Genomic DNA, 22880 nt, shown 5'->3' with positions numbered 1-22880 from the left:
TGATTGTCCTTTTCTTGCCATAAAAAAATCCCCTCCAGATAAAACAGTATTGAGTCCATCATATCAGATGGACTCTTTTTTTACTGTCTACCTATAGGGGATAATACCACATCTCTATAGAACCATACCCTTTTTTTATGCCGATTTTTTCTGTTTAACGACTGGAACAGAACGGTTTAAAATACTATTTGCAACCATTCCTAACATGATAATAATCATTCCGATGAGAGAAAGTCCTCCAGGGAGTGAACCATTTAAGAAAATGATTTCTCCAAGTACGGTAAAGACCATCGTTCCAGCTTGTGTTGCTTCAACAGCTCCAAGTAGAGCGAGGTTATCTTTTGCTAAGTCAGTAGCAAAGAAAAATGTCATCGTTGCAATAACGCCGGAACATAATGCTAACAAAAATCCTTGAAGCATTTGGTTGGATGTTGGAATGCCAGTAGTAGAAAATCCGTATATACCAAGCAAGATTGTTATAGGAAGACTTCCAATTGCCATTCCTAATACACGTTGGAACGTATCAAGGCGTCCACCAACAAGCTCCATCATTTTTCGGTTACCGAACGGATATAAGAAAGCGGCTAATACGACAGGTAAAAAACCTGAAATGAACTGAGTCATTGTAATATGGCCTGCGGCAGTTGCTTGCATACAAATTACACCAAGTAAAATAAATAATGCAACATATAAGCTACGAAGTGGAATTTTTCCACGTACAAGTTTCGTACCTGATTTTGTTTCTATTTTCACGAAAAATAGTGGTGATAGTAGTAAACCAGCTAAAATCGTAACTTGCCAAGTTCCAGCAACGAGCCAAGCTGGAGAAAAGACAGCTGCAAAACTTAATAAAGAATAAAAACCAATACCGGCAACAGAACCCCATCCGATCCATGCCAATGGATGTTTTCTTAACTCTTCCCATAATCCCCTAAAGTTTTTGCGAAATAAAACGATAAGGAATAAAATAGGAAGAGCAAATAAAAAACGGAAGGAAGCTGTCCAAGCCCAGCTCGTTCCAGATACATTCATTGCTCTATTGATAATAAAGGTTGCAGAAAAAAAGGCCGATGATAAAAGGCCTAATAAAATTGCGCGCATGAAGTATAGCACTCCTTTCGAAAATAAATAATTATGTATAGTATGATATACTTTTTGTGAATAAAAGTAAACTATTTTATACTTTAAGGTGGTTTTATATATGAAAGAAAATGAAGATATGCAAACGAAAGAAGTCATTCAACAAGTTGGACAGTTATTGAGACAAATTCGAAATGAACAGAAATTAAGTTTAGAAGAATTAGCTCATAAAACAGGAGTTAGTAAATTAACATTAGGAAAGATCGAAAGAGGGGAAACAAATCCGACGCTAGCTGTCATTTGGAAAATAACGAAAGGGTTATCAATTCCTTTATCCAGATTAATGGTTGTTGGAGAACCTGTAGCTGTTGCGCGCTGTGGAGAAGGATTTGCAGTAGATGAAGGACAAGCGTGGCATTTAGAAACGATGTTCCGTTATACGAAAGAAACAGGGATGGAAATGCACCGTGCTTGTTTACGATCAAATAGTATATATGAACCAGAAGCTCATCATGAAGGTGCGATTGAGCTTGTAACGGTAATGAAAGGGAAAGTGTCTATTCAAGTGGAGAATGATGTATACGAATTAAATGAGTTTGATTCCATTCAATTTGAAGCGAATAAGAAGCATATTTATAAAAATGAAGAAGAAGAAGTGGCAGTATTACATTTAACGATGAAATATTCTTCATGAAAAAATCACCTATAGGATTCTATAGGTGATTTGCTCTTCTTAAGTATGTGAAATGATGCCGTTAGTACGAACGTGGCATAAGTAATAAACAAATGAAATAAACTAAAAATCCTGTCCCAAAACATAAAACAGCAATAATCCAAATGATACGAATAAGAGTAGAGCTAATATCAAAATATTCTCCTAAACCACCACATATACCAAATAGCATTTTATCAGTTTCGGATTTACATAACTTTTTTGACATATTCCAATCAACTCCTTTTTATATCAAACTGCATACTTTTATTCTATATGGAAATTTATGAGAAGACTATGGGGTTGTATTACATTTTTTTGTGAGAAGCGATCGTATTAATTGTCTTAATTTTCAGTGGATATTAAACTTGTAGTTATGAGTTGATTTTTAATAAAGGGTGGGGAAATAGAGATGACAGTATATTGGTTGAATAACGTAATGCTTGAATCAGGATATACATATGAAGAAGAGAGAATTTCACAAACAGAAACAGAATTATGCAGTTTACTTATTGAAGATGGTCGAATTAAAAAAATTATAAAAGGGATTATTCAAGAGGAAGATATAGTAACTTTTGATGCTAAGCACTTATTAATGTTGCCAGCTTTCAAAGAGATGCACATTCACATTGATAAAACATATTATAGTGGCCCATGGAAAGCTTGTATGCCAGCAGAAAGTATTTTTACACGTTTTAATGAAGAAGAAAAAATTTTACCAAAGCAATTAGCGACTGCCCAAAATAGAGCGGAAAATATGCTAGAGTTACTACTGCAAAATGGTGCAACGAATATTAGAACGCATTGTAATGTCGATCCGATTATTGGGCTTGGTAATTTGGAGGCGACGTTAGCGGCATTAGAAACATATAAAAATCGAGTGTCTAGTAGAATTGTTGCGTTTCCGCAACATGGATTATTGCGCAGTGATTCTGTGCAACTCGTGAAAGATGCGATGCGTATGGGTGCTCATCTAGTTGGAGGGGTAGATCCAGCTACAGTGGATAATGACATTGAAAAGTCATTACATACAATTATGGATATCGCAGTAGAATTTAATGCGGATGTTGATATTCATTTGCACGATGCGAATAATCTTGGAACGTTTACGATGAAGAGATTGGCAAGTTTAACAGAAGAAGCAGGATGGCAAGGCCGTGTAACGATTAGTCATGCAATTGGACTTGGTGGTGTTACTGATAAAGAGGCTGAGGAAGTGGCAGAAAGACTCGCAAATGTAAATATTGATATTACTTCAACAGTGCCAATTGGTAAACAAGTAATCCCAATTCCGTTATTAGATAAAAAAGGTGTTAAGGTTTCATTAGGAAATGATAGCATTACAGATCACTGGTCACCGTTTGGAACAGGTGATATGCTTCAAAAGGCGAATCGATTAGCAGAGCGTTTTGGGTGGAGTGACGAAGGGTCTTTAGGAAAAGCACTCCGCTTTATTACAGGAGGAAAAGAAACGTTAAATAATGAAGGAAAGCGAGTATGGCCGAATGTAGGGGATGAAGCGAGCTTTGTTTTGACGAATGCGACATGCGCTGCTGAAGCAGTAGCGCGTCAAACAGAAAAACGTTTAGTCGTGTATAAAGGAAATATTGTTGTTGGAAGTTTAAATGAGGTGGAATTAAATAATCTTGTGTAGAAGAATCGTTTAAATATTTTGAGGAGGGTTCTAATGGTGAGTATAGAACTCTTCTTTTTTATTCTTACAATATATTTTTATAGGAAAGCTAGAAGGGATGAAAAAATTGGACAATCAACATAACCAAAATCATATTATGGGAACTTTGCAATGGTTTATATTTCTATTAGCAAATTCAATCGCACTACCAATTGTCGTTGGAGGATTATTTCATCTTACGACGGAAGAAATATTTTATTTAATGCAGCGTACGTTTTTTGTAGTTGGTATATCTTCTTTCTTACAAGGATGGATTGGGCATAGACTGCCAATTGCGGATGGACCAGCTGGATCTTGGGTTGGTGTATTTACAGTACTTGCTTATGCAACGGCCGGACAAGATCAATTGCATAGTACACTGCAAATTTTAGAGTTAGGAATGATAATCTCCGGTGTTATTTTAATAGGATTAGGAGTAACTGGTTTTATAGGACGTATTTTATTTTTATTTACGCCAGTTGTGACAGGGACGTTTTTACTTTTATTATGTTTACAATTAAGTGGTGTATTTTTAAAAGGAATGCTAGGAATTACAGCTACTATTTCTCAAATCGATGGATTTACAGCGATAATTGCGTTTAGTATATTTTTGTTCGTTATTATACTGTCTAATTTTGGAAAAGGTTTTGTCAAAAGTTATGCAGTTTTAATAGGATTAATTAGTGGGTGGATTATTTTTCTTATTGCAGGAAAATTGACAATCCCATCTCAAGTAACTCATTTTGTGCAACTTCCACATATATTTGCTTGGGGACTTCCAAAGTGGAATATAGGTATGGCTGTATCAAGTTTCGTTATGGTATGTATTTTAGTTTCGAATACGGTGGCAGCTATTATAGCAATTAATCAAGCAACTATTCATAAAGCGACTATTGAACAAAAACAGTTGAAAGATGGAACATGGGTTGGGGGGATTTCACATATCATCTCTTCTGTATTTTCAACTGTAGGTGTCGTACCATTACCAGCAACGGCAGGATTTATACGTTTAACAAAACAAAAGTATATACGATCGTTCTTAATGGCATGTGCGTTACTAGTCGTAATGTCTCTTTTTCCAAGTATTATTCGTTACTTGGCATCTTTACCATCTGCTGTCGCATCGGCTGTTTTAATGGCTTCGTTCGTACAGTTAATTGGAATTGGATTTAATAATATAAAACAAGTGCCGATGAGTGAAAGGAATGTAACGATTTTAGGCGTTGCAGTATTATTTGGCAGCGGCGTTATGTTTTTACCGTCTGGAGCACTCCAATCCTTGCCGTCTGTTATGCAATATATATTTGGTAATGGTTTATTTGTAGGTACGGTTGTAAGTATATTGCTAGAACAAATATGGCGTGTTGGAAAGTGAGTGTATAAAAGTCTAAAATAACATGTGAAATAAAGCCCATTTTCATTCACCACCTGCACATTTCGTTCATACAATATCTTGACTAAATAAACACCCAACTTACACATACACAGCTCTGGCTTAAGCAAGGAGGGTTATACCAGTTGAAGGAAAAAGCGTATCAATCTAAACCTTTACTCACAAAGAGAGAGAGAGAAGTATTTGAATTGCTGGTTCAAGATAAAACAACGAAGGAAATTGCAGGTGAACTTTTTATAAGTGAAAAGACAGTTCGCAACCACATCTCAAACGCAATGCAAAAGCTAGGGGTTAAAGGACGTTCACAAGCAGTTGTTGAGCTTCTTCGCATGGGAGAGCTCGAACTATAAGAAAGCAGCCGACTTTTATATAAAAGTCGGCTATTTTTTTTGTTTATATTTTGAACTTAAAAAAGGTATCTCAGACTGTGAGGGGGAAGATATGTTTAAGAAAGAAATGTTAAAAATAACTATTTTAAAATATGATGAGGTATCCTTGTCATTCATGGATAAGAAGGTGCAAATATGAAGTTGTATTTTAAGGATATGGAGATAGGTGAAATTAAAGATGTTTTTGGAGATATGCCATGGATGTATGGAACAATTCGTCTATACGAGAATAGTAAAACGTTCCAAAAATATTTTCGTGAGATGGTAGACGAAGATAGTGCATTTGATTTTGAAAGCATAGACCCTGAATTTTTACATGAAGAAAATTGGTCTATTTTTGATGAGGATGATCAGCGGTATTTAAGGATTGATATACCTGCTATTCATATGGAGGATACAACAATTGCGTGGCGTTGGAGATAAAAGCTATACAGTTGTGAACATCTTCGTACGAAAGAATTCAAACGATAACAATAAGCTGAATTTTATACAAAAGGTCAGCTTATTGTTATCGTTTTTTTCGCTTGCTATATGAATGATAAGAACACTCCATACATAAATAGGTAGTAAGGAGGGGATATGTTGAAAAGGATATTGTTAGTTTCAACAAGCGCTCATGATATGAATGGACACCCGACTGGTTTGTGGTTGGAAGAGCTCGCAGCTCCTTATAATTTGTTTAAAAAAGCTAAGTTCGATGTTGATATTGTGTCGATACAGGGTGGTAGAGTACCGATTGATAGAGTGTCTATTCCGAACGGGATACCTCGTGAGTTTAAGCATGTTGCATCTTTGTTGCAAAATACGAATCCGATCTCAACGGTTCATTTTTCGGATTATGATGCGGTTTTATTTGGTGGTGGGCACGGGGCGATTGTAGATTTTGCGGGTAATCCGTATGTTGCAAATTTGATTGAAAATATGTACAACAATAACCGGATTGTGGCGGCTGTTTGTCACGGAGTAAGTTCTTTAGTCGGTGTGAAAAATAAAGATGGTTCGTTTTTTGTTGCCGGTAAGCGTATAACAGGTTATACAAATGATGAGGAAAAAGCTGTGCATTTAGAAAAGCGAGTGCCGTTTTTATTAGAAAGTAAATTGAAAGAAGAAGGGGCTTTGTTTTATGTGGCTCCAAATTTCACGCCGCATGTTGTAGTAGATGGGCGTTTAATTACAGGGCAAAACCCGCATTCTAGTATGGAAATAGGGAAAGCTATAAGGAGAGCTGTAAATAAAGTATAGAAAAAATGCTCGTTACTTATAAAGGTAGCGGGCATTTTTCTATAGTATAAATGACCCCTTAAACTAAAAAGATATATTGAGTATAGTGACTTCATTTATAATTAATTGTGAATTTGCTATACTATCTTGTATGGACAAAAGGGGAGGCTCTTTTAATGAGAAAAGTTGCATGTGCAAACACTTATATTAATAAAATAAAGCCCGTTATTAGAAAAACGAGTTTTAGTCAATTGAAAATAGATGAAATTGCGAAGTATATGGATATTAGTAAAGCTACTTTATATAAACGTTTTTCTTCAAAAGATGAGATTATTGAAGCTGTGGTAGAAGATTTTATGAACTACCTTCTTGAAGGAGATGCGGATAATCAAGATGAAAGTATGTCTTTTACAGAACGTTTCCAAAAGACGTTTATTCACTCTTTAAAATGTGTGACGTATATTTCAGATGTCTTTTTACAAGATTTGAAAGAGGCATATCCGCACTTATCTGATCAGTTAGTCGCTGCGCAACAAAATCGTAATCATAATTTGCAAATGTTTTTTGAAGCTGGTATGGAACAAGGTTACTTTAATAAAATGAACGCACAATTATTTATGGTGCAAGATGACGTGATGTTAAGACGTATTATAGATCATTCTTTTTGTATTCAGTACGATATTACGTTAAAGAAAGCGATACTTGATTTTTATCAACTAAAGAAGTATCAACTTTTTAAACCAGAGTATATAGAAGCAATTGATGATTCGGAAATTGAAAAAGAAGTTATTGCTATTTTGCAAATGATTTCGTAAAAAAGCAGGTTTTCCTATAGTAATGGAAAACCTGCTTTTTTATTACATGTTATTTTTTACGTATTGCAATACTAATTCAGCTACTGCACCACCTGAAGCTGGGTTTTGACCAGTGATAACACGATTATCTTCTACAGCGAAAGCTTCCCAAGGCTCTGCAGCTTTTTCGTAAAGTCCTCCATTTTTAATGAGTTCATCTTCTGTTAAAAATGGAACAAATTGATCTAATTCAGCTAGTTTTTCTTCTTCATTTGAAAATCCTGTTACTTTTTTACCGCTAATTAAACGTTCCCCATTACTTAATGTAATGTGAAATAAACCAGCAGCTCCGTGACAAACAGAGGAAACGATTCCTCCATTTTCATAAATGTTACGGCTAATCATTTGAAGTTCTTTATTTTCTGGGAAGTCCCAAATCACACCGTGACCACCTGCGTAATAAATAACAGCATAGTCTTCTGGATTCACCTCACTCGGTTTCATTGTAGAACCGAGACGATTCATAAATTCTTTCTTTTGATACCATTCCCAATCGATGCTCTCCGCCATTGCTAAACTATGCGGGTCAATCGGTGTATAACCACCTTGTGGGCTAACATAATCTACTTCGTAACCAGCTTCTTCAACTTTTTTAACGAAATGGACAGCTTCACCAAGCCAAAGACCAGTAGCTCGATTTAAATTTGGATATTTTTCTACGCTCGTTAATACAACTAACATTTTTTTCTTCATCATAATCCTCCTGTAATGTTTCTTCTATATAAAAATTTATTATTTTATTAAGTTAGAAATTGCAAATTTGAATAACCATGTCAGCCCTCTTTATATCGGATTCGAAATTAGTGTATAACAATTTTTGAACAAAGTAAACTAAAAATACTAAATTAGTTTACTTTGTATATTTTTCGTTGACAAACTGTAATGCTGAAACTATGATAGTTCCATGAATATCGAACAACATACATGTTTCGTTTCGGATCCAGTTTGTCGCGCGATAAATATATACATTTGATGAAGTTGTTTAGTAGCGATAGAGGCGCTGAATAACTTTATTTTTCATTTTTATTTACAGTTACTATAATCAGGAGAGGTGTTACACATGGGAAAAGATATAAGTAACCATTCAAAATGGTTTGTTTTCACATTATGTTTTATCGTTTTATTAGGACCGATGAATGCGGTTTTATTTAATGTTGCGTTAGAGGATATGGCTCATGATTTATCCATTAGTCAATCGAAAGTAAGTTGGGTTGTAGTAGGTTATTCCTTATTTGTCGGTATTGGTTCGATAATATATGGGAAGCTTGCTGATCGTTATAGTGTAAAAAAACTATTGATTATTTCAATTATCATATTTGTAGCTGGGTCCATTATTGGATTTGTAAATCAATCTTATGCGATTGTCATTTTTGCAAGATTAGTGCAGGCGAGTGGGGGCGCGGCGTTTATTGCGCTTAGTATGATTGCGGTAGCAAAATTAGTCGCTCCTGCTAAGAAGCCTGGTGCTTTAGCGATGATTAGTTCTTCTATTGCATTAGCGGTTGGTATTGGTCCTTTAGTTGGTGGGGCTATTACAAATACACTAGGGTGGCCATATTTATTTTTATTTATGGTTATTTCAGTATTGGGGATTTTCTTGCTTATAAAATTTATGCCAGAAGAAGCGCGTCATACGGAAGAAGCGTTTCATTTTGATTACATTGGAGCGGCGTTACTATTTGTATTTATTACGACTGTTTTGTTAGGTGTTAATATGAATAGTTGGCTATTTGTGTTATCTGTTATTTTCTTATTTTTATTCACTGTTCGTATGAAGAACGCGGAGCATCCATTTATTGATATTGAGTTGTTTACAAATAAACCATTTCTTCGTTTAATAGCGGTCGGATTTATAATGAATGTGGCGTTATGTGCTAGTTTATTATTATTGCCATTGCTGTTAGGAAGAGAGCATGGATTGTCTCCATTCGTTATCGGAATTGCATTGTTTGTTGCATCACTCTTTGGTATTGTATCTAGTTTTATTACCGGGAAGATTGTCCCTTCGTTTGGAAATGTGAACATGATTTATGTAGCGTCTGTCCTTATGATTGTTGGCTTTTTAATTTTAGGGCTTATTCCGAATGGAAACTTAATAGTTATTTTAGTAGCGATTATTTTAACGTTTATGAGTTATTCTGCCATTCAAGTATCATTGAACACATTTATACCGAAAACATTACATGTAGCTAAAGTTGGAGTCGGTCTTGGTTTATACAATTTAATTAACTTCTTCGGTATGGCATTTGGACCAGCTGTAGCGAGCAAAATTATGGAATCCACAAATAGTTATCGTTTTAATTTTATGTTAATCGTCATTTTAATTGCTGCTCATTTCTTCTTATTAATGGGAATGTCTTCTTTTCAAAAAAAGATGGAGCAATGAATATGCACTTTATATAGAAGAAACCGACTTTCTTATAGAAGGTCGGTTATTTTTCTATCTTGCAAATTACGAAAAAAAGGAGCAAAATAAAAAAGGTCCTAGTCTATACATGGGCAAATGAAAATTTTCATACAGAAGCATTTGAAGTGAGCGAACTTAAAGTGTGTAAAATATAATGATAAACATAAAAGATGATGAATGAGAAAACGGGTGATGAAGTTGAATAGAGCAATCGGTGTTATCGATTCAGGAGTTGGCGGTTTAACAGTAGCGAAGGAATTAATTCGTCAGTTGCCGAAAGAGCGTATCATATATTTAGGAGATACAGCACGTTGTCCTTATGGTCCACGTTCTCGAGAAGAAGTACGTCAATTTACGTGGGAAATGACGGAGCATTTACTAGATTTAAATATTAAAATGTTAGTTATTGCGTGTAATACAGCAACTGCAGTTGTATTAGAAGAGATGCAAAAACAATTACCAATTCCAGTAGTAGGAGTTATTCACCCAGGATCACGTACAGCTTTAAAAGTGACAAACACGTATCACGTTGGGATTATTGGAACGATTGGAACGGTGAAAAGTGGTGCATACGAAGAGGCGTTAAAGTCTATTAATAACCGTGTTATGGTAGAAAGTTTAGCTTGTCCACCTTTCGTTGAACTTGTAGAGAGTGGGAATTTCGAAAGTGAAATGGCGTATGAAGTTGTAAGAGAAACGCTGCAACCACTGAAAAGTACCGATATTGATACACTTATATTAGGGTGTACACATTATCCGATTTTAGGACCTGTTATTAAAAAAGTAATGGGAGATAAAGTGCAACTAATTAGTTCTGGTGATGAAACAGCACGTGAAGTAAGTACAATCTTATATCATAGTAAAATGTTGAATGAAGGAGAAGAACAAAGCGATCATCTCTTCTTAACAACAGGAAAAATAGACTTGTTTAAAGAAATTGCATCAAAATGGTTCGGTCAACCGATTGAAAATGTGAAGCATATTCATTTAGAAAAAGAATAATAGTAGAATTCATATAAGTGAGCTCCTGAGAAATCAGGAGTTTTTTGTTTATCCCGCTATTTTCCGCGCAGTAAGACCTTCACCTCAAAATTCAGCGGAAGAAAAGAAGTTATGTGGGGATGAACAAAACCCCCATTGATTAAAGTTTCACTATATAAGAGGCACGGTTTGTTCTAAAATGTGAAACAGCTCGTATACATAATAGTACAAACTTAGATTTTAGGGGGGAATGGCATGCCTAAATCCACTTTTAAATGGGTTGTTGGTGCTACTGTGAGCGCTGTTTTACTAACAGGGTGTGGCTTTATAAATCAGGAGAAAGCAACTGAACAAATTGATCCGCCAAAACAAGTTACGTATACAGAGGGTGGGAAGAAAGAAGTAGCTAAAAAAGATAAGCAAGGGCAAATGGTAAATAGAGAACTATACCTTGTTGATAAAAATGGTTATGTTGTACCACAAACGTTAGCTATACCTACTCCGAAAGCAAATGAGACTGTGAAGCAAACGTTAGAATACCTTGTGAAAGATGGACCGGTAACAAATTTATTACCGAATGGATTTCGTGCAGTCATTCCGGCGAATACAACGATGACCTTAGATTTGAAAAAGGACGGGACGGCAGTTATTGATTTCTCTAAAGAAATGAAAAATTATGCGAAAGAAGAAGAGCGTCAAATCGTTGAATCTATAGCGTGGACGTTGACGCAATTTACAGAGATAAAACAAGTGCAGTTCCAAATAAATGGTGAGAAATTGGCGAAGATGCCTGTTGGGGGTACACCGCTTGGTGAAGGAGTGAGCCGTGCAAATGGTATTAACTTCGATGATGAACAAGTAGCAGATGTAACGAATACAAAACCAGTCACATTGTATTTCATGGCGCAAAATAATAATAAACAGCAATACTACGTACCAGTCACACGTCGCGTTGCGGAAGGTAAAGAAAATGACTATGCAGCAATTATAGATGAGCTTGTAAAAGGTCCGATTCATCAATCGCTCCTGAATGATTTTAATCCAGGCGTTAAGCTTATTACGAATCCGAAATTACAAGACGGAAATCTTACATTAAACTTTAATGAAAATATATTTGTAAACCCAGATAAAAATATGATTTCAAATTACGTACTGAAGTCGTTAGTTTTATCTTTAACAGAAAAGAAAGGTGTGAAAAATATTTCTATTGAAGTGAATGGAAAAGCAAATCTTATAGATGAAAAGGGTGGAAAGTTAATAAAACCTGTAGATCGTCCAGAAAACGTGAATACAGGTAGTTTTTAATCTTGAATAATTTGATATACTTGTAAGAAAGGAGAATTGCTTTTTGGGTTCTCCTTCTTTTATTGTATACATATCATACATTTAAATTTGGCTATACTAACGAGTAGTAATTAAGAGGAGGTTATTTTTATGCGAGTAGATGGTAGAGAGAAAACAGAATTACGCCATATACATATTCATACGAATTATTTAAAACATCCAGAGGGATCTGTATTAATTGAAGTTGGGGATACAAAGGTGATTTGCTCAGCAACAATTGAAGAGCGTGTCCCGCCGTTTATGCGTGGAGAAGGAAAAGGATGGGTAACAGCTGAATACGCGATGATTCCGCGTGCAACAGAACAACGTACGATTAGGGAGTCAAGTAAAGGGAAAGTAACAGGACGTACAATGGAAATCCAGCGTTTAATTGGACGAGCATTACGTGCGGTAGTTGACTTAGAAGCACTTGGTGAAAGAACGGTTTGGATTGATTGTGATGTTATTCAAGCGGATGGTGGAACGAGAACTGCTTCTATTACAGGTGCATATGTAGCAATGGTATTAGCGTTTGAAAAGCTATTACAAGCAGAAAAAGTATCTAAAATTCCAGTAAAAGATTATTTAGCAGCAACGTCAGTAGGAATTGTTGAAGAACAAGGTGTTGTTTTAGATTTAAACTATGCAGAAGATTCTAAAGCAGACGTTGATATGAACGTGATTATGACTGGAAAAGGTCAGTTTGTTGAAGTGCAAGGAACTGGAGAAGAAGCGACGTTTAGCAGAGCACAGTTAAATGAATTACTTGATGCTGCAGAACAGGGCATTTTCCAACTGATTGATATGCAAAAAGAAGTGTTAGGCGACATCGTATCTCATATAGAGTAGAGGTGGAAAGTATGAAACAAGTTGTTGTAGCGACAAAAAATATGGGTAAAGTACGTGAATTTGCTGAGTTATTTGAGCGATTTGATTTAGAAGTAAAATCATTACACGATTTTCCTCATATTGATGAAGTTGAAGAAACTGGTGAAACATTTGAAGAAAATGCAATTTTAAAAGCGGATAGTTTGAGCAAACAGCTGAATGCAATCGTAATTGCGGATGATTCAGGTCTTATTGTAGATGCTTTAAACGGAAAACCAGGCGTGTATTCAGCTCGTTTTGCTGGTGAACCAAAAAATGATCAAGCAAATATCGATAAAGTGTTACAAGAATTAAATGGCATTGAATTTGAAAAGCGTAAAGCTCGTTTCTATTGTGCATTAGCAGTTGCTTTCCCTGAAGGTGATAAAAAGCCTGTCATTGTAAATGGGACATGTGAAGGATTTATTTTAGAACAACGCCGTGGAGAAAATGGTTTTGGATACGATCCGATCTTTTATGTGGAAGAATACAAAAAGGCAATGGCGGAATTAAGTTCAGATGAGAAAAATGCTATTAGCCACCGTGGTCGTGCTCTTCGTAAGTTAGAAGAAAAAATCCCAGAATGGTTTTTAGAAGAATAAGGGAGAGAGAGCGATGAAAGCTTTAATCGTAAGCGATAGTCATAGCTCTGTGAAGGAATTACAGCAGTTGAAAGAGAAATATGAAGGGAAAGTAGATATCATGATTCATTGCGGTGATTCAGAGCTAACACCTGCTCATGAAGAACTGCAAGGTTTCCATGTTGTAAAAGGAAACTGTGATTATGCTAACTTTCAAGATGAAATTGTAACTGATGTAAATGGAATTCGCTTCTTAGTTGTGCATGGACATCGCCATAATGTGAAAATGACATTACAAACGCTAGCGTACCATGCTGAAGAAGTAGGAGCGCAAGTTGCATGCTTCGGACATTCTCACGTATTAGGTGCGGAATTAATCGACGGCGTTTTATTTATTAATCCAGGCAGTATTTTATTACCACGTCAGCGTGTAGAAAAGACATTTGCTTTATTAGAAATGGATGAAAATCAAATGGAAGTTCGTTTTGAAACATTAGACGGACAACTAGTTGAACAAGCAGTTTTTAAAAGAGGATAAGAAAATTTATCCTCTTTTAAAAAAGGTGTTGACTTTATGTATGGTTATACATATAATAAATATTGTCGATAGGGCAACGGCGCTAACGAAGAAAAGAAAATAACATATGCGGGTGTAGTTTAGTGGTAAAACAAGAGCCTTCCAAGCTCTGGTCGAGAGTTCGATTCTCTTCACCCGCTCCATGTCCCAGTAGCTCAGCCGGATAGAGCATACGCCTTCTAAGCGTACGGTCGGGAGTTCGAATCTCTCCTGGGACGCTAAAAAAACCTTGTTATCAAAAGATAACAAGGTTTTTTGTTTGTCTAAAATTTGATGTTTGGGTTATAGGTGTAGTTCATTCTTGATATTTGCGACCTTTCCTTTGATATTAAGCAGTTGCATATGTACTTCTTTTTCTTAAATAAAAAGAGCGCCATTTATGCGCCCTATTCCTCTTATTTAATTTAAAGAATCAATAGGTTTATGATGGAACTCAAATCCATATCCAGATTCTCTTAATTGTTTACTTACAATATTATAAAACTCTTTACCATTCTAGTACGATTGAGCAGCAGTTATCGGAACTTATTCCCGGTAGTGTGTTACAATTAATAGAAGCGGAAAACGAGAATCTCCAATTGACTGGACCTGTGATTGGTTAGATGGTTTAAGAAGGTCGTATAAAAAAGGGAGATGGCGCAAAGATGGCGAGATCAAATGAGAATGATTTAACGGAGAAATTGGCGGAAGGTCACCGGAAATATGGTGATGGCAATTTTACAGTACAGAACATCGGTGATGAAACTAACCCGAATTGGACTGTCGTAAAAAATGTGAGGAAGGGATCGGCAGGCATTCGCGAAGGAGAAGATATATTAAGACTGCGATCAAAATATATAAAATAGTACGGAAATGGGCGGAGCGGGAGTTCGAATCTCTCCTGGGACGCTAAGAAAACCTTGTTATCTTTTTGATAACAAGGTTTTTTGTTTGTTTTAAATTAGTTGTTAATAAACTTGTCAAAGACAAAACCATAATCTTTCACATTATATTGTTTCTTCGTATCAACAAGCCAGTTAAAGGCGATCTCGTTCATCTCTTTAAATTGCTCTGCTAAGTTTACTTGTGCGTTTGAAATACGGCTGAAAGCGTTAGATGCCATATCTAAACTTTTATGTGCATATTTTAATGTAATGTCGTTGTCGTATGAAATTTCTTCAATTTTAAGTAAAGCCTTATATAAATCTTTTAATTCTTCAATATGTTTTTTATGAACATCAATTGAGTAATGCTCATCTCCCATTTGAAACTTAATTTCTATATCTAAATCAATCGTTCCTGCAGTTTCAAGTGCTACGTTTTTAATTTGATATTTACTATAGCTATAGCGGCGCAGTGTGCGTTTTTTACTTGTTGCGCTTGTACCATCTAGGTGAAGTAATCCTTTGTTTGTGAAGCAATATTCATCTGATTTGGATTTAATTAGAAAATAAATTTTCTCTCCATCTTCGTGCATCACGTAATCATCAGCATCAACTTTATCGTAATCTTTCGGTGTAATGACAGAACCTACATCGCTTAACCCTAAAACATCAGCAGCTACTTTTTTGAACATATATAATCCCCCTTGTAAATTAAATTCTTAATTGTACAAAAATATATTAACATGATTTTAACAAAGAGTTTTCTTTTAATGAGAAAATATTGGGAGGTAAGTTAAGAAAAGGAACGAATATTATTATAAAATATGTAAAAAGGTGCTGAGAAAAAGTGTACCATCATACAAGAACAAAAGGAGATTTAGCTGTTTTAAAGGCACAAGTTGATTTGTATGAAAAAGGATACATGATTTTAATGCTGCAAACAGAGCATTCGCCGTTTGATCTTGTAGTATATAAAGACGTGAGATTTAAAAGGGTACAAGTGAAATATAGAGAATTGAATGCAAGAGGGATACTAGAAGTTAGATTCCGATCTAGTTATTCTACGACAAGCGGAGTCACTACAAAAGAAGTGAATAAAGAAGAGATAGATGTGTATTGTGTATACTGTCCTCAAACAGATCTTTGTTATTATTTCAATCCAAAATTATTTAGTAAATCTATTAGTTTAAGAGTGGATTCTCCGAAAAATAACCAAGAGAAAAAAGTTAATTTTGCAAGTGATTATAGAGAAACTCCGTGAAAGCACCTCAAGCGATATGAGGTGTTTTTCAATCCTCTTTCGAAATCTTACAATTCTGTAAGGTAACTGTAAGGTAGTTCGATGGTAACAAATTGCTAATCCTCTATAATGAAGATAACAACGATAAAACGAGGAGGAAGAAATGATGAAAGGATTAGTTGTAACGGGCTTGACGGTTGCTTTTGGATTTGTAGCGTATGAGAAATTAACGTATGTAGTTGATGTTGTGAAACATTTGATTGCTTAGAGAAAACAGCCATGAGAGGGAAAGGGAATGAGTGAATGAATGGAATGGTTATTTGGAATTATAGGTACTTGTAGTGTAGTGTTATTGTTCTTTGTCCCAAGTGGTATACTTAGTTCGACAACAAGTTTGTTCTTCTTAAGTTTGTTTGCTTGTACGATGCTTATTATTATGTTTTTAATGAAGCGAAGTAAACCAATCTTCTATTTTAGCATGATTGTTATGGCAATTATTGTTCTCCAAATTATTACCCTTGTAATATACCCCACAATTATAAAAGCTTTCCATTAATGATAAATCCTCTGCGTTTGTTGCTGGGGATTTTTATTTGTACAATTTTAATTTTTAGTAGAGATTTATTTGTATTGGAATGTAAAAATTAAATATTTTTATATTTCAAACAAATAGTTTTGGGATGTTGTGTTCTCATTACGCATTTGATATATTTACTTTGAACATAATTAAAATCAAGAAAAAGAGGCGGACGTATGGATAAAAAAGAAAATACGGTCGTATTGTTTCCACAACTATCAGAGCGCTATATTGATGAAGGTTTTTTAGCGCTGAAAGAGCGGAAATTCGAAGATGCATTGCGCTGCTTTGAAATATTACGTCAGTATAATGCGGAAACGGAACAAACGGAATTAGCTTCAGTTATTTGTTTACTCGAATTAAAACGTATGGAAGAAGCGAAAGACAAATGTGAACAGTTGCTTAAAACAGGAGTTGTCTTATTTGGTGATATTCTTGAAACGTACGTGACTATTTTAGTTCAAACAAATGATTATGAAGGTGTTATTGAAACTGTTGAAAAGGTTTTACAAACGAAAGATATAATGCCTGATCAAAAGGAAAAATTAGCGCAGCTTGCTTTATTTGCAGAAGGTATGCTAAATGAAGGAGACGCATCGCTAGTGGATTCGAATTTTGAATTGGATGAGTTTACTAATGAAATTTTTGGAGAAAACTTTGGACAGAAGCTAAGAGCGATTCAGCGACTTTCTTTAAAAGACTTAGATCTTGCATTACCTGTTTTAAAGAAATTTTTAATAGACGAAGAGCAACACCCCTATTTGAAAACTTCTATTTTGTATAAAATGATAGAAAGTCAGGTAGAAGAGGAAATAGAGGTAGAAAAGTTTGGGAATACGATTAAGGTAATTCCAGCATTTACAGGTCATAATGAGGAGCAATCCAATAACATTATACATAAATTATCAAGTCGATTAGAGCAAAATTATCCCGATATATTTGAAGCGATGGTTACATATTGGAAAGAATTGCAAATTAGCGTTTTCCCATTCGCTCTATTAATGGATAAAGAGGAGATTTGGTCAGCTGTTTTAGAGAGAATTGGAAGAAAGCGTTTCGGATTGGCTATTGATGAAGAAGAGCTTATGGCAGCATACAATATCGAATTGGAAGAGTTTCATATTGCCTATCAATGGTTATTACGTGTTGAAAGAGAAGGATATTTGCCCGTATAATTATGAAAAAGAATCGTTCAGTTCTTGAAACGAGCATATTCTATGTTATAATGTAAGGGTTGCAAAAGGCAGAAAACTGCCTGTTTGTAAGAGAAGAGAAGTGTAATTCTCTTACTTAATATGTTTCATATTATTCTCGAACAAAATATACCGTAGTTGTCTTCTGGGCAATTAGTAGATTGGAACATTATATCTGAAAGCTTTTGCTAGAGGATTATTTGTGTATTTGTTATTTCAAAAAAGAGATAATGAAGATCTTAATCTATAGAGGTATGTGCATACATTATTATAGTTGGAGGGAAAGAATAAATGTCTACAAAATGGGAAAAATTAGAAGGTAACGTTGGCGTTTTAACAATCGAAGTTGATGCTAAAGAAGTAAACAACTCTATCGACGCTGCGTTCAAAAAAGTAGTAAAAACAATTAACGTACCAGGTTTCCGTAAAGGAAAAATGCCTCGTCCATTATTCGAACAACGCTTTGGTATTGAATCTTTATACCAAGATGCTTTAGATATCATTTTACCAAAAGCATACGGTGAAGCGATTGAAGAAGCTGGTATCTTCCCAGTTGATCATCCTGAAATCGACATCGAGAAGTTCGAAAAAAATGCTAACCTTATCTTCACTGCAAAAGTTACAGTGAAACCTGAAGTTAAATTAGGTGAGTACAAAGGTTTAGCAGTAGAAAAAGTTGAAACAACTGTAACTGACGAAGATGTAGAGAACGAATTAAAATCTTTACAAGAGCGTCAAGCTGAGCTAGTTGTTAAAGAAGAAGGAACTGTTGAAAACGGTGATACAGCTGTAATCGACTTCGAAGGTTTCGTTGATGGCGAAGCATTTGAAGGCGGAAAAGGCGAAAACTACTCTCTAGCAATCGGTTCTGGTACATTCATCCCAGGTTTCGAAGAGCAAGTAATCGGTCTTAAATCTGGTGAGTCTAAAGACGTTGAAGTATCATTCCCAGAAGAGTACCATGCTGCTGAATTAGCTGGCAAACCAGCAACATTCAAAGTAACAATTCACGAAATCAAAACAAAAGAACTTCCTGAGTTAAACGACGAGTTCGCTAAAGAAGCAGACGAAGCGGTTGCAACTCTTGATGAATTAAAAGCAAAACTTCGCACAAACTTAGAAGAAGGCAAAAAGCACGAAGCTGAGCACAAAGTACGTGACGAAGTAGTAGAATTAGCTGCTGCTAACGCTGAAATCGAAATTCCAGAAGCTATGATCAACACTGAGTTAGATCGTATGGTTCGTGAATTCGAGCAACGTTTAAGCCAACAAGGTATGAACCTTGAGCTTTACTACCAATTCACAGGTACTGATGCTGACAAATTAAAAGAGCAAATGAAAGAAGATGCACAAAAACGTGTAAGAATCAATCTTGTTCTTGAAGCTATCATTGAAGCTGAAAACATCGAAGTTACTGAAGAAGAAGTAACTGCAGAAGTTGAAAAAATGGCTGAAATGTACGGTATGCCAGTAGACGCTATCAAGCAAGCTCTTGGAAGCGTAGACGCTTTAGCTGAAGATCTTAAAGTGCGTAAAGCTGTAGACTTCTTAGTAGAAAACGCTGCATAATAAAATAACAAGGCACGATTAAAATCGTGCCTTGTTTTATAAATATAGAAATATATTTATAAAACTTTTCGATGGAGAAGGAAAAGTTCCTTTACAAGTCGAATATACATATTTCAAAAGTTTTAAAAATTTTTTATTTGTACATAACTAGTCATATTATTTGTATTTCTCGCCACGTAGTGACATAATATGTATTTACATACGATACATTTATCGTGTACATACGAAGGCAAGAGGTTAGCACTTTGTAAGGGGTGTGAAAATATGTTTAAATTTAATGATGAAAAAGGGCAATTAAAATGTTCTTTCTGTGGTAAAACACAAACGCAAGTTCGAAAGTTAGTGGCAGGTCCAGGTGTTTACATTTGTGACGAGTGTATCGAACTTTGTACTGAAATTGTACAAGAGGAGCTTGCGAAGGACGAAGAAGTAGAATTCAAAGATGTACCGAAACCGGTAGAAATTCGTGAAATCTTAGATGAGTATGTCATCGGGCAAGATAGCGCGAAAAAAGCACTAGCAGTAGCGGTATATAACCATTACAAACGCATTAATTCTAACAGCAAAATTGATGATGTAGAATTAGCGAAGAGTAATATCGCACTTATCGGGCCAACAGGTAGTGGTAAAACATTACTTGCACAAACGTTAGCGCGTATTCTAAATGTTCCATTTGCAATCGCGGACGCAACATCTTTAACAGAAGCTGGATATGTTGGGGAAGATGTAGAAAATATCTTACTAAAATTAATTCAAGCAGCTGATTATGATGTAGAGAAAGCGGAAAAAGGAATCATTTATATTGATGAGATTGATAAAGTGGCACGTAAGTCCGAAAATCCATCAATTACACGTGATGTATCTGGTGAAGGTGTGCAGCAGGCACTTCTGAAAATTTTAGAAGGTACTGTAGCAAGCGTTCCGCCTCAAGGTGGTCGTAAGCATCCGCACCAAGAGTTTATTCAAATTGATACAACGAACATCTTATTCATTTGTGGTGGAGCGTTTGATGGCATTGAGCCGATTATTAAACGTCGCCTTGGTGAAAAAGTAATTGGATTTGGTTCTGAGAAGAAAAATGCTGATGTAAATGAGAAGCATGTTTTATCTCACGTATTACCAGAGGATCTTTTAAGATTTGGTTTAATTCCAGAGTTTATCGGTCGTCTTCCAGTTATTGCGAACCTAGAGCCACTTGATGAAGATGCTCTTGTTGATATTTTAACGAAACCGAAAAATGCACTTGTTAAGCAATTCCAAAAACTATTGGAGCTTGACGATGTTGAGTTAGAGTTTGAAGAAGGTGCACTAATCGAAATTGCGAAAAAAGCAATTGAACGTAAAACGGGTGCTCGTGGACTTCGTTCTATTATTGAAGGCTTAATGCTTGATGTAATGTTCGAACTTCCATCTCGTAAAGATATCGAGAAGTGTATTCTTACAAAAGAAACAGTAGCTGATAATGAGCCACCAAAATTGGTGTTACAAGACGGTACTGTACTTGATACAAAAACATCTGCATAATGCGAAAGGGAAACAGCAATTTTTATAATTGCTGTTTTTCTTTATGTTTAGCTACGTTCCTCCGCGGAAATACTAAGAGATAAAATATTGCGGGAGGAAATAAATAATGAGCTGGACAAATATATTTTTAGTTGTTCAACTTGTTTTTGGTGTAATTGTCGGATTGTATTTCTGGCATTTACTTCGAAATCAACGAACACAAAAAGTTTCAATTGATCGAGAATCGAAAAAAGAATTAGAACAGCTTCGTAAAATGCGTGAGATTTCTTTAACAGAGCCGCTAGCAGAAAAGGTGCGTCCTACAACCTTTTTAGATATTGTAGGGCAAGAGGACGGGATTAAGTCGTTAAAAGCGGCTCTTTGTGGTCCGAATCCGCAACATGTAATCATATATGGCCCGCCAGGTGTTGGGAAAACAGCGGCAGCACGTCTTGTATTAGAAGAAGCGAAACGAAATCCTAAATCTCCATTTCGTACGAATGCAACATTTATTGAACTTGATGCGACAACAGCTCGGTTTGATGAACGTGGTATCGCAGACCCTTTAATTGGTTCGGTGCATGATCCGATTTATCAAGGTGCTGGGGCGATGGGGCAAGCAGGTATTCCGCAACCGAAAAAAGGTGCTGTAACAGATGCACATGGTGGTATTTTGTTTATTGATGAGATTGGCGAGCTCCATCCGATTCAAATGAACAAAATGTTAAAGGTGTTAGAAGATCGAAAAGTATTTTTAGAAAGTGCGTACTATAGTGAAGAAAATACGATGATCCCAACATATATACATGATATTTTCCAAAAAGGCTTACCGGCAGATTTTCGTTTAGTTGGAGCAACGACACGTTCGCCAGAGGAAATTCCTCCTGCTATTCGGTCACGTTGCTTAGAAGTATTTTTCCGTGAATTAGATACGGAAGAAATTCAAAAAGTAGCGAAAAATGCCGCGGAAAAAGTGGAAATGCAAATGGGTGAAAATGGTATTGAAATGATTGGGATGTATGCAAGGAATGGACGAGAAGCGATTAATCTCGTGCAAATCTCTGCTGGTATGGCGATAAATGAAGAACGTTCTTTCATTAAGGATGAAGATATAGAGTGGGTTGTTCACTCGAGTCAGCTTACACCGAAATATGAAAAGCGCATTTATCCGATTCCAAGGATTGGTCTTGTAAATGGTCTTGCTGTATACGGACCAAATACAGGTGCGTTATTAGAAATTGAAGTAACAGCAATTCTGGCGAAAGATAAAGGATCGGTAAATGTTACCGGAATTGTGGAAGAAGAAAGTATTGGTAGTCAAACGAAATCGATTCGTCGTAAAAGTATGGCGAAAGGCTCTGTTGATAATGTATTAACAGTACTTCGTTCTTTAGATGTGTTGCCAGAAGGATATGATATACATATTAATTTTCCAGGTGGTATCCCAATTGATGGACCTTCTGCAGGAATCGCTATGGCAACAGGTGTATATTCTGCGGTGCACCGCACGTATGTAAATAATGAAGTAGCGATGACAGGGGAAATAAGTATACACGGAGAGGTAAAGCCTATTGGTGGCGTGTACGCAAAAATAAAAGCTGCGAAAAAAGCGGGAGCTAAGAAAGTCATTATTCCTGCTGAAAATATGCAACCATTTTTGTATACGATCAAGGGAATTGAAATTATTCCTGTTCGTAAGTTAAAAGAAGTATTTGAGTTAACGTTTATGCAAGAAAATATGCATAGAGAGCTAGATGTACATACTCACGTAGACGAAACAGATGCACAATCTATGTAAAAATAAACAATAATAAAATTTGCCAGACTTCGTTTAAGTTTGTATGCTTAATCGGAGTCTTTTTTCTTTTCGTGAGGTAG

General features: G+C 35.7%; 24 protein-coding genes, 2 tRNA genes and 1 pseudogene. 22 read left to right on the top strand and 5 right to left on the bottom strand.

Annotated features, from left to right (window positions below):
* Positions 1–135: 135 nt before the first annotated feature.
* Complete coding sequence (locus tag ACTFRH_RS28000; protein WP_001201638.1) at positions 136–1101, bottom strand: DMT family transporter; 966 nt, start codon at positions 1099–1101, stop codon at positions 136–138.
* Positions 1102–1201: 100 nt separating this feature from the next.
* On the opposite strand from ACTFRH_RS28000, the gene ACTFRH_RS27995 reads away from it, so the two are divergent.
* Entirely contained in the window at positions 1202–1774 is a 573-nt protein-coding gene (locus ACTFRH_RS27995) for a helix-turn-helix domain-containing protein (RefSeq protein ID WP_000661924.1), read from the top strand.
* A 61-nt stretch (positions 1775–1835) separates the two neighbouring features.
* On the opposite strand, the gene ACTFRH_RS27990 is transcribed toward ACTFRH_RS27995, so the two are convergent.
* On the bottom strand, positions 1836–2021 hold the full coding sequence (locus ACTFRH_RS27990) for a PspC domain-containing protein (RefSeq protein ID WP_000038409.1): 186 nt from the start codon (positions 2019–2021) through the stop codon (positions 1836–1838).
* Between the two features lie 183 nt (positions 2022–2204).
* Here ACTFRH_RS27990 and ACTFRH_RS27985 point away from each other — a divergent pair, with 183 nt between their 5' ends.
* The 6 genes from ACTFRH_RS27985 to ACTFRH_RS27960 all read left to right on the top strand — a co-directional run bounded on the left by ACTFRH_RS27985 (position 2205) and on the right by ACTFRH_RS27960 (position 7282).
* Positions 2205–3446: an amidohydrolase family protein gene (locus tag ACTFRH_RS27985; protein WP_000219552.1), complete on the top strand. Its 1242-nt coding sequence runs from the start codon at positions 2205–2207 to the stop codon at positions 3444–3446.
* 97 nt (positions 3447–3543) lie between these two features.
* Positions 3544–4839 (top strand): purine/pyrimidine permease, encoded by a 1296-nt coding sequence (locus ACTFRH_RS27980; RefSeq protein WP_002164195.1) that lies wholly within the window; start codon positions 3544–3546, stop codon positions 4837–4839.
* A 143-nt stretch (positions 4840–4982) separates the two neighbouring features.
* Positions 4983–5207: a spore germination transcription factor GerE gene (gerE, locus tag ACTFRH_RS27975; protein ID WP_000659484.1), complete on the top strand. Its 225-nt coding sequence runs from the start codon at positions 4983–4985 to the stop codon at positions 5205–5207.
* A gap of 174 nt (positions 5208–5381) precedes the next feature.
* Positions 5382–5669, top strand: coding sequence for a hypothetical protein (locus tag ACTFRH_RS27970; RefSeq protein ID WP_000780763.1), 288 nt, complete (start codon positions 5382–5384; stop codon positions 5667–5669).
* Positions 5670–5825: 156 nt separating this feature from the next.
* Positions 5826–6488 carry a type 1 glutamine amidotransferase domain-containing protein gene (locus tag ACTFRH_RS27965; protein ID WP_002164194.1) on the top strand — a complete coding sequence of 221 codons (663 nt, stop codon included), beginning with the start codon at positions 5826–5828 and terminating at the stop codon, positions 6486–6488.
* Positions 6489–6643: 155 nt separating this feature from the next.
* Positions 6644–7282 carry a TetR/AcrR family transcriptional regulator gene (locus ACTFRH_RS27960; RefSeq protein WP_001233028.1) on the top strand — a complete coding sequence of 213 codons (639 nt, stop codon included), beginning with the start codon at positions 6644–6646 and terminating at the stop codon, positions 7280–7282.
* Between the two features lie 42 nt (positions 7283–7324).
* Here the strand turns inward: ACTFRH_RS27960 and ACTFRH_RS27955 are convergent, their stop codons facing one another.
* Positions 7325–8014 carry a type 1 glutamine amidotransferase domain-containing protein gene (locus tag ACTFRH_RS27955; RefSeq protein ID WP_000728508.1) on the bottom strand — a complete coding sequence of 230 codons (690 nt, stop codon included), beginning with the start codon at positions 8012–8014 and terminating at the stop codon, positions 7325–7327.
* 367 nt (positions 8015–8381) lie between these two features.
* On the opposite strand from ACTFRH_RS27955, the gene ACTFRH_RS27950 reads away from it, so the two are divergent.
* The 8 genes from ACTFRH_RS27950 to ACTFRH_RS27915 all read left to right on the top strand — a co-directional run bounded on the left by ACTFRH_RS27950 (position 8382) and on the right by ACTFRH_RS27915 (position 14275).
* Positions 8382–9707, top strand: coding sequence for an MFS transporter (locus tag ACTFRH_RS27950; protein ID WP_000513865.1), 1326 nt, complete (start codon positions 8382–8384; stop codon positions 9705–9707).
* Between the two features lie 213 nt (positions 9708–9920).
* Positions 9921–10730 (top strand): glutamate racemase, encoded by an 810-nt coding sequence (gene racE / locus ACTFRH_RS27945; RefSeq protein WP_000774004.1) that lies wholly within the window; start codon positions 9921–9923, stop codon positions 10728–10730.
* A gap of 234 nt (positions 10731–10964) precedes the next feature.
* Positions 10965–12014: a spore germination protein GerM gene (gene gerM / locus ACTFRH_RS27940; protein ID WP_001126746.1), complete on the top strand. Its 1050-nt coding sequence runs from the start codon at positions 10965–10967 to the stop codon at positions 12012–12014.
* 129 nt (positions 12015–12143) lie between these two features.
* On the top strand, positions 12144–12881 hold the full coding sequence (gene rph, locus ACTFRH_RS27935) for a ribonuclease PH (RefSeq protein ID WP_001261766.1): 738 nt from the start codon (positions 12144–12146) through the stop codon (positions 12879–12881).
* A gap of 11 nt (positions 12882–12892) precedes the next feature.
* Positions 12893–13501: an XTP/dITP diphosphatase gene (locus ACTFRH_RS27930; protein WP_000815925.1), complete on the top strand. Its 609-nt coding sequence runs from the start codon at positions 12893–12895 to the stop codon at positions 13499–13501.
* A 13-nt stretch (positions 13502–13514) separates the two neighbouring features.
* The gene (locus tag ACTFRH_RS27925; RefSeq protein ID WP_000645501.1) at positions 13515–14018 is read left to right on the top strand and encodes a metallophosphoesterase; all 504 of its coding nucleotides are present in this window, start codon (positions 13515–13517) and stop codon (positions 14016–14018) included.
* A gap of 108 nt (positions 14019–14126) precedes the next feature.
* Positions 14127–14200, top strand: a tRNA-Gly gene (locus ACTFRH_RS27920).
* Position 14201: 1 nt separating this feature from the next.
* Positions 14202–14275 (top strand) — tRNA-Arg (locus ACTFRH_RS27915).
* A 181-nt stretch (positions 14276–14456) separates the two neighbouring features.
* Here the strand turns inward: ACTFRH_RS27915 and ACTFRH_RS27910 are convergent.
* Positions 14457–14549 (bottom strand): annotated as a pseudogene (locus ACTFRH_RS27910) (DUF6572 domain-containing protein); the annotation flags it as partial.
* A gap of 152 nt (positions 14550–14701) precedes the next feature.
* Here ACTFRH_RS27910 and ACTFRH_RS27905 point away from each other — a divergent pair.
* Entirely contained in the window at positions 14702–14902 is a 201-nt protein-coding gene (locus tag ACTFRH_RS27905; protein ID WP_000124460.1) for a hypothetical protein, read from the top strand.
* A gap of 95 nt (positions 14903–14997) precedes the next feature.
* Here ACTFRH_RS27905 and ACTFRH_RS27900 read toward each other — a convergent pair whose 3' ends face one another.
* The gene (locus ACTFRH_RS27900) at positions 14998–15612 is read right to left on the bottom strand and encodes a PH domain-containing protein (RefSeq protein WP_000475212.1); all 615 of its coding nucleotides are present in this window, start codon (positions 15610–15612) and stop codon (positions 14998–15000) included.
* Between the two features lie 155 nt (positions 15613–15767).
* Between ACTFRH_RS27900 and ACTFRH_RS27895 the strand changes: the two genes are divergently transcribed.
* From ACTFRH_RS27895 to lonB, 6 genes are all read left to right on the top strand, one after another.
* Positions 15768–16181 (top strand): group I intron-associated PD-(D/E)XK endonuclease, encoded by a 414-nt coding sequence (locus tag ACTFRH_RS27895; RefSeq protein ID WP_000274744.1) that lies wholly within the window; start codon positions 15768–15770, stop codon positions 16179–16181.
* A 286-nt stretch (positions 16182–16467) separates the two neighbouring features.
* Complete coding sequence (locus ACTFRH_RS27890) at positions 16468–16716, top strand: hypothetical protein (RefSeq protein ID WP_001983650.1); 249 nt, start codon at positions 16468–16470, stop codon at positions 16714–16716.
* A gap of 197 nt (positions 16717–16913) precedes the next feature.
* Positions 16914–17912, top strand: coding sequence for a hypothetical protein (locus ACTFRH_RS27885; RefSeq protein WP_000358275.1), 999 nt, complete (start codon positions 16914–16916; stop codon positions 17910–17912).
* Between the two features lie 309 nt (positions 17913–18221).
* Entirely contained in the window at positions 18222–19499 is a 1278-nt protein-coding gene (tig, locus tag ACTFRH_RS27880) for a trigger factor (protein ID WP_000105215.1), read from the top strand.
* 264 nt (positions 19500–19763) lie between these two features.
* Positions 19764–21023, top strand: a complete 1260-nt coding sequence (gene clpX, locus ACTFRH_RS27875) for an ATP-dependent protease ATP-binding subunit ClpX (RefSeq protein WP_000472289.1) — start codon at positions 19764–19766, stop codon at positions 21021–21023.
* 106 nt (positions 21024–21129) lie between these two features.
* Complete coding sequence (gene lonB, locus ACTFRH_RS27870; RefSeq protein ID WP_440048878.1) at positions 21130–22800, top strand: ATP-dependent protease LonB; 1671 nt, start codon at positions 21130–21132, stop codon at positions 22798–22800.
* Positions 22801–22880: the final 80 nt, after the last annotated feature.

Source organism: Bacillus cereus group sp. MYBK216-1 (genome assembly GCF_051916495.1).
In the GTDB taxonomy this organism is placed as follows: domain Bacteria; phylum Bacillota; class Bacilli; order Bacillales; family Bacillaceae_G; genus Bacillus_A; species Bacillus_A thuringiensis_K.
The sequence above is the reverse complement of the archived record's forward strand: the minus strand, read 5'-3'. Positions and strand labels throughout refer to the sequence as shown.